This window comes from Actinomadura sp. 7K507, assembly GCF_004348425.1.
GTDB lineage: Bacteria > Actinomycetota > Actinomycetes > Streptosporangiales > Streptosporangiaceae > Spirillospora.
In genome coordinates, this window is sequence record NZ_SMKK01000296.1 from 1 (window position 1) to 10136 (window position 10136).

Consider the following 10136-nt stretch of genomic DNA (forward strand, 5'->3'; position numbering starts at 1 on the left):
TCTCCGGATAGGGATCGGCGTAGGCCTCCGCGTACGGCCGCGCCCCGTGCGACTCCGGCCCGTGCGATTCCGGCCCGCGCGACTCCGGCGACTCCGTCCCGGGCGCTTTCGTCCCGGGCGATTCCCGGTCCCGCGATTCGGGCTCGCGGGTCTCCGCGGGCGGGATGGTGGTCTGGGCGCCGGGGAGCTCGTCCATGGAGAACTCGACCGCCATGGTGCGCTGCGTGTCGATGGTCTCCTGGCGGACGATGTCGTCCAGCAGGGCACCGGCCTCGATCGCGCCCATCCGCTGGTCGGGGTTCTTGCGCAGCAGTCCCTCGATGACCGGGATGAGCCGGCCGCCCTTCTCCGGCGGATCGGGCTCGTCGGAGATCACCGCGATCAGCGCCGCCATCGGCTCGGAGCGCTCGAACGGCGACTTGCCGTTCATCATCGCGTACAGGGTGACGCCGAGCGACCAGAGGTCGGAGGCGGGGCCGGCGAGCCGGCCGCGCGCCCGCTCCGGCGCGATGTAGGCGGGCGACCCCATCACCAGACCGGTCTGGGTGAGGGTGGCGTCACCGGAGGCGGTGGCGATTCCGAAGTCGGTGAGGACCGCGCGCTCGCCCATCCGCCCGGTGCCGGTGATCAGCACGTTGCTGGGCTTGACGTCGCGGTGCAGGACGCCGGCCTCGTGCGCGGCGTGCAGCGCGGCGAGCATCTGCCGGCCGATCTCGGCGGCGCGGCGCGCCTCCAGCGGACCGTCCTGCTTGATCACCTGGTCCAGGGAGCGCGCCTTGATGAGCTCCATGATGATCCAGGGCCGGTCGTCCTCCTCGACGACGTCGTAGACGGTGACGACGCCGGGGTGACCGAGGCGCGCGGCGGTGCGGGCCTCACGGAACGTGCGCTTGTGGTGCACAGCGCGTTCCTCATCGGTGAGACCATGCGGGAGGATGACCTCCTTCACCGCGACGTCACGACCGAGGACCTCATCGTGTGCCTGCCAGACCGTCCCCATACCGCCCCGGCCGACGTGGGTCACCAGTCGGTAACGGCGGGCGAGCAAGCGCTCACCGGTGGGTTCACTTGGCATATCCGCGACCATATCGACTTTTGCTGACAACCTTGGACCGAGCTTGCAAGCCACATCCCCCTACCCGTACGACGTCCGGCGTGCCGTCGAGGTTCGCCTGAGGACGAGCCCGTACGGACGGAAGCATGGTGGACGTGACATCCGCTACGAATGACTCCGCCACGAGCGCCTCCACCACGAGCGCCTCCATCGGCGCCACCGCGGGGAGGGACGGCGCCGTAAAAGACGGCCCGGGGAAAGACGGCCCCGGGAAGGACGTCCCTGGGCAGGCCGGCGCCGGAAAGGACGGCGCCGCCCGGGGCGGGGGCGGCCTGCGGGGCGAATGGGGCCGGCTGATCCGCTCCGCGCCGACGATCTTCTTCTGGTACACCCGTCTCTCCGGGATCCTGTCGCTGCTCGCCTGGGTCTCCTATGGTCTCATCCTTGAGATAGCCGATATCTGGGCGTTGCGCTGGATCGGGTACCTCGGCTGGTTCCCGAGCGTGCCCATCGGCCTGGTCTGGATCCTGCTCTCGATGGGCATCCGGCGGCGAAAGAAGGCCGCGTGGCGGATCCTCGTCCTGATCTTCTGCCTGCCGACCGTGCTCGGTGTCACCGCCGTCGTGACGACGCTCCTCAACCCGGACAAGACGATCCACATCGGCTTGGTCGTCACCGCCGCGGTGTACCTCGCCGTCCTCGCGCTGCTGGTCGCCGCGCGCGGCGAGTTCACCACGCTGCCCGACCGCGCCAACCGCCGGCTCGCCACCCACGTCTTCACCAACCTCCTGGTCGTGACCTGCGGAATCGGCACGTTCCTGGTCACCGTCACCGACCGGGACAACAGCGGCGCCTTCTGGACCCACCCGGTCTACGCGATCCTCCAGACCGTCCTCGGGCCGCGCGTGACGGGCAAGCCGATCGACGTCCTCGTCCCCTTGTGGGTCGACGCGATCCTGTGGGTCCTCGGGACCGGGCTCCTGATCGCCACGTTCTGGGCGATGTTCAGGCCGGGCCGCCAGGACCCCGTCCTCAGCCCGCAGGAGGAGCTCGCGGCACGCGCGCTGCTCGCCGAGTACGGCGACCAGGACTCCCTCGGCTACTTCGCGCTGCGCCGCGACAAGGACGTCGTGGTCGCACCGAACGGTAAGGCGGCGATCGCCTACCGGGTCGAGGGTTCGGTCTCCCTGGCCAGCGGCGACCCGCTCGGCGATCCCGAATCGTGGGACCAGGCGATCGAGGCGTGGCTGGAGCAGTGCCGCGTCCACGCCTGGATCCCGGGCGCCGTCAGCGTCGGCGAGCGCGGCGCGCGCGTCTACCGGCGGCACGGGTTCGACGCGCTGGAACTCGGCGACGAGGCCGTCGTCGACCTCACCGACTTCAACCTGGACGGACGCGAGATGCGGCAGGTCCGGCAGGCCGTCCGCCGGGTCGAGCGGGCCGGGTACTCGGTGCGGATCCGGCGGCACGCGCAGATCCCCGGCTGGGAGATGGCCAAGCTCATCCGCAGCGCGGACGCGTGGCGCGGCGAGGACACCGAACGCGGCTTCTCGATGGCGCTCGGCCGCCTCGGCGACCCGACCGACGGCCGCTGCGTCATGGTCGAGGCGTTCGACGCCCACGGCGAGCTCCGGGGGCTGCTCAGCTTCGTCCCGTGGGGGCGCGCCGGGCTGTCGCTGGACCTGATGCGCCGCGACCGGCACGCCGAGAACGGGCTGAACGAGTACATGGTCGCCAAGCTCGCGGAGAAGGCCGCCGCCGTCGGCGCGCAGCAGCTGTCGCTCAACTTCGCGATGCTGCGCTCCGCGTTCGCGCGCGGCTCCCAGATCGGCGCCGGGCCCATCGCCCGGCTCTACTACCGGTTCCTGTCGTTCGCGTCGAGGTTCTGGCAACTCGAATCGCTGTACCTGTCGAACGCGAAGTACCTGCCGAGCTGGCGTCCCCGCTACATCTGCTACACGCAGAGCCGCCACCTCGTCCGGCTGGGGCTCGCCTACGCCCGCGCGGAGGGGTTCCTGCCGAACCTGAACCGCCCCAAGCTCGACCGGGCGGCCGCAATGGTCCCGTCCGCCGACCTCGTCGACCGGATCCAGCGGATCGAGGAGGCCGCCGACGCGGCCCGCGCGCCGCGGCGCCGGCTGTCGGAGCAGGAGCGGGTCAGGCACGCCAAGCTCGACCAGATCCGCGCCGCCGGGATGGAGCCCTACCCGCTCGGCTGCGAGCGCACCGACGTCGCCGCCGACATCCGCGCACGCTTCGCCTCCCTCGCCCCCGACGCCTCCACCGGCCACCGCGTGGCGGTCGCGGGACGCGTCGTCCTGGCCCGCGAGCACGGCCGCCTCATCTTCGTCACCCTGCGGGACGAGACCGCCGACCTGCAGGTGATGCTGACCGCCGGCGCGCTCGGCGAGGAGTCCCTGAACCACTGGAAGACGCTGATCGACCTCGGCGACCAGGTCGGCGTGCGCGGCGAGGTCGTCACGTCCCGGCGCGGGGAGCTGTCGGTGCTCGCCTCCTCCTGGCAGCTCGCCGCCAAGTGCCTGCGTCCGCTGCCGAACAAGCGGTCCGGGCTGTCGGACCCGGAGGCCCGCGTCCGGCAGCGGTACGTCGACCTCATCGTCAACGACGAGTCCCGCCGGATGCTCCGGATGCGCGGCGACGCGATCGCCGCCGTCCGCGACGGCCTGCGGGCCCGCGGCTACCTCGAAGTCGAGACGCCGATGCTGCAGCCCGTCCACGGAGGCGCCACGGCCCGCCCGTTCACCACCCGCATGAACGCCTACAACATGCAGCTCTACCTGCGCATCGCACCCGAGCTGTACCTGAAGCGCCTTCTCGTCGGCGGGGTAGGCCGCGTCTTCGAACTGAACCGCAACTTCCGCAACGAGGGCGTCTCCCCCAAGCACAATCCCGAGTTCACGATGCTGGAGGCCTACGAACCCTACGGCGACTACGACACGATGGCCGCCCTGACCCGCTCCCTGGTCGTGGACGCCGCCCGCGCCGCCCTCGGCACCACCGTCGTCGTCCGGGACGGCGTCGAGTACGACCTCGCGGAACCGTGGGACGAGATCACCGTCTACGACTCCGTCTCCCATGCCCTGGGCGAGGAGATAACCCCCGACACGCCGGTGGCGACCGTCCGCGAATTCGCCATAAGCCTCGGCCTGAACTTCGACTCGCAATGGGGGCAGGGGAAGATCGTCCAGGAACTCTTCGAGGCCCTCGTCGAGGAAAGGCTGACGGCCCCGACGTTCGTCCGCGACTACCCGGCCGAGACGTCCCCGCTCACCCGCCCGCACCGCGCGGACCAGCGCCTCGCCGAGAAATGGGACCTCATCGTCTTCGGTCTCGAACTCGGCACCGCCTACTCCGAGCTGATCGACCCCGTCCTCCAGCGCCGGCGCCTCACCGAGCAGTCCCTGAAGGCCGCCGGCGGCGACCCCGAGGCGATGGAACTGGACGAGGACTTCCTCCGCGCCCTGGAGTACGCGATGCCTCCCGCCGGCGGCATGGGCCTGGGCATCGACCGCCTGATGATCACCCTCACCGGCCGCGGCATCCGCGAGACGATCCCCTTCCCCCTGGTCCGCCCCGGCTCCTAGCAGGCGGAGCTCCTAGCAGGCGGGCTTCTACAGCCCGCGGCGAACCCTCCGGAACCCCTGCTCCGCCAGCCACCGCCGCGCCACGCCCCGCCGGGCGTCCTCCCCCTCCGGCAGGACGCCCGGCGGGATCGGCAGGCCCTCGCCCCCTTCGTCCACCGGGATCACGTCGCCGCGCTCGACGTCCAGGACATGGAACCCGTCGTCCATCGCGGCCGCCACGGCCCCCAGGTCGACAGGCAGCCCCGCGAGCCGGGAGACGCCCGCGACCTCGTCGGCCAGTTCGGCGTCCCCCGGCGCCCCACGGCGCCTCAGCTCCTGCACACACTCCCGAGCGAGGGCGTCCGCGCCGGCCACCCCCTGGGCGAGCGCCGCCACCAGCACGTCCCCGGCGTACTGCAGCACCGGCCGCATGGGCCGCCCCCGGAGGACGTCGCAACCGGCGGCCCCGTCCCCTTGGTGCACGGCAGCCCGCAACCGCGCCAGCGCTTCGCCATCCCACCCGCTCACGCAGACATTTCTACAGACATCCACCGACATGGCGCATGGATTACACACTCGCCGGTCCAGGTTCCCTTTGGCCGGCGCCGATCAAACAGGCCCATGCGCTGACCCGGGTCTCTTTCACCTGCACATCGACGCGACGGTATTCGGTCCCGCCCGCGTCACCGGAGCCGTGCCTCAGGAAGGCGTCGTAGACGAACTGGGAGGTGATGAACCCGACGGGCGCCCCCTCCTCGGCGAGCCGGCGTTTGAGACCGGATGCCTCCAGCAGCCGCGCCGTGTAGATGATCGCGTCTCCCGTCACGCCCTCGGCATCGGAGACCACCGGTCCGACATGCAGAGCCGCGCGGAGCTGGATCCGGACGGCCTCACTGGCCCGGTGGTTGTGCCGTCCCAGCCCTTTCGCCAGGTGAGACAGCAGGGGGTGGACGATCAGGCCGGTGGGCGTACTCGGTGGAACGACGATCAGCACGCCGTCCCCCCGATCCTCGTGATGGCAGTCCGCCCACGGCACGCCCGAACTCTCGCAGGCGTCGCGCAGGGCGTCGTACATCACCTTGCGGATGAACCGGCGGTCCTGCTCGCCTCGCTGGTGGCCGCCGAACGCGGCGATGTCGGTGAAGAGGATGGAGCAGTTCTGCCCGTTCCAGGCGACCCGCGAGAGAACGGGAGCGGGCAGGACCGCGTTCGCTCGCTCCAGGCCGTCGCGCTCGCACGAGCAGCGTCCGTCAGGTGCGTCGTTGAGGCGCTGGTACAACTGCGCCTCGATGACGCCGAGCAGGTCCGGATGGGCTTCGACGAGCCTGTAGAACCGCTCGGTCGTGATGAGCAGCCCGCGGACGGTGTCCATGGCGACCACCGTCGCCGAACGGGACGTGGGGTGCAGCGCGGCGCGCTCCCCGATCAGGTCGCCGGGGCCGCGGGTCGCGATGATCCGTTCCTCGCCGTCGGGGCCTCCGTAGACCTTCGTCCAGCCGGACTGGAGGAGGATGACGTGGTCGGCGACCTCGCCCCTGTGCCACACCACCGCGCCCGGCGGGAACTCGACCGTCCTCGCCGTCGCGGTGAGCCGGTCCCGCTCCGCTTTCGTAAGCGAGTCCCAGAAGTTGCGCCGCGTACCGGACGACGCGTGCGAGCGCTCTCCCGAAGGCTCGTCGAGCATCCGCTCGCCCGCTGCGGGCGGCGGAGGAGGAGCGGCGGGTTGGAGCGCGTCCCGGCGGGGCGGGTCCAGGAGTGCGTACGCTTCCCGGGGCTCCGTCTCGTCCGCCCCCGAGACGTCACCGGTCTCGTCCGGCGGCCTGCGGCGAAGCGCCGCTATCGGCTGGGTGAAGGCCGCGGCGTCAGTGCGCTTCAGCGCTTGGACGTCGTCGACCGACACGGCGAACTGCAGCCCTTTGGTCGTGGCCAGCCACTGGTTCCGGGTGAATCCCGCGACGGGTATCCCGATCAGCACCAGCATTCCGGCGCTGATCAGCCCCGCCGCGCCGGCGATGGCGCCACCCGCGGCGAGAATGGCGGCGATACCGGATAGAAGTCCCAGTGGCTTGACCGTCGCGAGCATGCGGGCCATGACTGCGGCCAGACGCGACCTCGGTGTTTGGCCCCCATCGGCTTCACGGGGGACCGGGTCTCGTGTTCGCGACTCGGGTCGTTGAGAATCTGCATGACCCCTCCCGCGGTGGGCAGTGGCAGGTCACCGTGGGGGCCCTCGCCAGTGGGGGCCGCCCGTCGTGTCCCGAAGCCGGGACCAGGTCCGGTTCGAGAACTCAGAGGTCGCGTCGCTACCGATGTTCGCCATTGGACTTCAGTAGACTTCAGTGAAGTTTTCTTTTCTGCGGCAACTTCACCTTCTTGTTCTGATGTTTGGTCTACCCTCTGAATGCATGGGTAAAGCGCTGAACCTGGATTTCATGTCGGGGACGGCCACGAAACGACTCCGTTGCGCTCACATGAGCAAAGACCGCGGCTAGCTGGGGTTTTACTGGCAGCGAAAGGCGGTATTACAGCTTTACCAAAGAACTGAACTTCAGCTGAAGGGGATTCCGGTGGGGAGCGAACACGATCCGGCCCAGGTCTTCGCCCGGCGGCTGCGCGCGCTCAGAAGAGAGCACTGGCCCGGCGTGGCGATCACGCAGGCACAGCTCGCGAAGGCCCTGGGCGGCGACCGGCCGCTGAGCGTCCCGCTCGTGTCGTCATGGGAGTCCACCGGCAGGCCGACGATCCCGCCGATACCCAGAATCGAGGCCTACGCCGCCTTCTTCGCCACACCTCGTTCACTCGAAGGCGGAACTCCGCACCTGCTCGACCCGGCGGAGATGACGGACGAGGAACTCCTGGTCAAAGACGACCTTCTAAGAGAGCTCATGCGACTACGCAACAACGCACTGGGGGCCGGCACGGTCCCGGCCGGCGGCGAAGCCGGTGATCCAGGTCTCTGGTCCTTCAACGACGGCAGGACGATAACGCTCGTCTGCGCCCAGTTGCCCTCCGAGATGCTGGAGCAGATGCCCTACACCGACCCGGCCGATCCCGACTACATCGCTCTCTACACCTTCTCCGACCTCGACGCGCTGTTCGAACTGCACGGCCACGTCCGGGCGAGCAATCCCGCGAGCCAGGTGAACCTGCGGACCGCCCAGCAGCTGCTGTCCGACGACTACACGACCCACCTCGTCCTGCTCGGCGGCGTGGACTGGAACGTCGCCACCCGCTCAGCGGTCCACCGGCTCGATCTCCCGGTCAAGCAGGTCGCCGACTGGGGCACGCCGGACGGCGCCTACTTCGAGGTCCACGAAGACGACCGGTCCCAGCGGTTCGCGCCGCTCCTGGAGCAGGAGGAGGACCGGCAGATCCTCCGCGAGGACGTCGCCTTGTTCGCACGGGCCGTCAATCCCTACAACCACAAACGCACCGTCACCATCTGCAACGGGATGTACGGGAGTGGGACGTTCGGCGCCGTCCGCGCGACGACCGACGCCAACTTCCGGGACCGGAACACGGCCTACATCCGCGAACGGTTCGGTGGCAGTGAGGCGTTCCTCGTGGTGACGCGCGTGGTCGTGGAGAACGGCGCCCCGCTGACACCCGACTGGACGCTCGAAGAGAACCGGCACTTCGAGTGGGCGCACCCCCGGCGATGACTCCGGCCCGCACCCAAGACCACCACGGCTCGCACCGGCACCTTCTCTGGAATCCGGACGACCCGGGCTGCCCGGCGCGCGCGCACGTCGACGCGATCATCGTCCCCACCAACCGCCATCCCGCGCACCTGACCGAGGCCGCCCGGATCGCGGCGTTGCTGGACTGCCCGCTGGTCACACTCCACAGCGGCAAGTACACGAGTGCACGCGAGGCGGCGCGAAGGCTTCCCCGGGACACGGACCTGATCGCCATCGAGGTCCCCGAGCAGGACGCGCTCCGGCTGCCGGACTTCGAGACGTCGCGGCTGCTCACCGGCAGGTTCGCACGCAACACCGATACCAGCGCCAAGCGCAACCTCGCGCTCATGCTCAGCCACCTCGTCGGCTGGGAACGCGTCGTGTTCCTGGACGACGACATCACCGTCAGGCAGCCGGAGGACCTCCGGACGGCCGCCGGCCTCCTGAGCACCTACAGCGCCGTCGGGCTGTCCATCGGCGGCTTCCCCGACAACTCGGTCGTCTGCCACGCCTATCGCAGGGTGGACGGCGACCAGCAGTCCTTCATCGGCGGTGGGGCCCTGGCCGTCGAGGTGACGCGCCACCGTTCGTTCTTCCCCAACATCTACAACGAGGACTGGTTCTACCTCCTCGACGCCAAAGCGGGGCTACGGCAGCTGGCAGTGACGGGGGAAGTGGTCCAGAAGCCGTACGACCCCTTCCGTACCCCCGAACGGGCCCGCGCCGAGGAGATCGGTGACGTCCTCGCGGAGGGCGTCTTCTGGCTCCTCGACCAGGGACGTTCCGTGGCCGAAGCCGATCTCTGCCACTGGGCGGACTTCCTCGCGAGGCGCGGCAGGTTCATCGACCACGTGCTGCACCTGGTCCAGACGTCCTGGAACGGCGATGACGGCGAGCGGGACCGCATGACCGCCGCCCTACGAGCCGCCAGAGGGCGCCTCTCGCTCATCGAACCGAAGCTGTGCCAGGACTTCCTCGGAGCCTTGGCGATCGATCAGGAACGCTGGCAGCGCCATATCGACCGGCTCCGCAAGCGCCCGTCGGTCGATTCGGCGCTCGACGCCCTGACCAAACCAGGCCGGTCGCCACTCGTGCGCCACATCAGCGAGTCCGTGCTGTAGGCCGGTGACCCGGGCCGCCTCGACCGGTCGGAGGCGGTTCCAGCTCAGCTCTCGGTGCTACCGCCGCCCGTCTGGCCGCGGTACATGTCGACGGCGTAGCGGAGGCGGGCGCCGACCAGGAGGGCCTCGTCCTCCGGGCATTCGAGGAGGCGGGTGACCAGGTCGACGAGCTGGTCGTCCGAGAGGTCCGGTTCGCGGGCGGCGATGCGTCCGACTATCTCGACCAGTTCGGGCCGCTTGTAGGCGGCGATCGACTGGCCGCGCCTGACCTGCGGGGGCCCGGCGGCCGGCTGTTCCGGCCGTGCCTTCGGGGGCTCGGGCCGCCTCCCGGGCTTGCCCCAGATGGCCGGAACGTCCGATGGCGGGGGTGCGGGCTCCGGTGTCTCGGCCGCGGCCGGCCGCGGTTGCTCTCCGTCGGCCGTGCGACGGGCTCGGCCCGGTGAATCCAGCCGCAGGGGCGGCGTACCCGGCCTCGGCGCGGGCGCGCCAGGACCCGGGTCGCGGCCCCGTACGTCCGGGGCCGCCTCCGGCTCCCGGGGCGCGCCTCGTGACCCTGGACGCACGTTCAGGCGCGGAGCATCCAGTCGACGGGGCGGCATGCCGGTCGGTTGCGCCGTGCCAGGCCGCTGTTCGGAGCCGCGCGAGCCGCGGTCGCGCGGGGCGCTCGGTCCCGGCGCGGGGGCGTCGACCGGTGGGG

Annotated in this window: 6 protein-coding genes and 1 pseudogene; 3 read left to right on the forward strand and 4 right to left on the reverse strand. The window is 70.5% G+C overall.

Annotated elements, in window-relative coordinates; genetic code table 11:
* Nucleotides 1-1075 (reverse strand): serine/threonine-protein kinase (locus E1285_RS39860; RefSeq protein ID WP_243723378.1); only part of this gene is annotated, 1075 nt, incomplete at its 3' end.
* Nucleotides 1076-1209: 134 nt separating this feature from the next.
* On the opposite strand from E1285_RS39860, the gene lysX reads away from it, so the two are divergent.
* On the forward strand, nt 1210-4659 hold the full coding sequence (lysX, locus tag E1285_RS39865; RefSeq protein ID WP_243723379.1) for a bifunctional lysylphosphatidylglycerol synthetase/lysine--tRNA ligase LysX: 3450 nt from the start codon (nt 1210-1212) through the stop codon (nt 4657-4659).
* 27 nt (nt 4660-4686) lie between these two features.
* On the opposite strand, the gene E1285_RS39870 is transcribed toward lysX, so the two are convergent.
* Entirely contained in the window at nt 4687-5166 is a 480-nt protein-coding gene (locus E1285_RS39870; RefSeq protein ID WP_132159789.1) for a hypothetical protein, read from the reverse strand.
* Nucleotides 5167-5206: 40 nt separating this feature from the next.
* Nucleotides 5207-6730 (reverse strand): cyclic nucleotide-binding domain-containing protein, encoded by a 1524-nt coding sequence (locus tag E1285_RS39875; RefSeq protein ID WP_132159790.1) that lies wholly within the window; start codon nt 6728-6730, stop codon nt 5207-5209.
* A 475-nt stretch (nt 6731-7205) separates the two neighbouring features.
* Here E1285_RS39875 and E1285_RS39880 point away from each other — a divergent pair, with 475 nt between their 5' ends.
* Nucleotides 7206-8300: a helix-turn-helix transcriptional regulator gene (locus E1285_RS39880; protein WP_132159791.1), complete on the forward strand. Its 1095-nt coding sequence runs from the start codon at nt 7206-7208 to the stop codon at nt 8298-8300.
* Nucleotides 8279-9439 (forward strand): hypothetical protein, encoded by a 1161-nt coding sequence (locus tag E1285_RS39885; protein ID WP_132159792.1) that lies wholly within the window; start codon nt 8279-8281, stop codon nt 9437-9439. The genes E1285_RS39880 and E1285_RS39885 overlap by 22 nt, the downstream gene beginning before the upstream one ends.
* Nucleotides 9440-9483: 44 nt before the next feature.
* Here the strand turns inward: E1285_RS39885 and E1285_RS39890 are convergent.
* Nucleotides 9484-10136: pseudogene (locus E1285_RS39890) on the reverse strand (hypothetical protein); the annotation flags it as partial.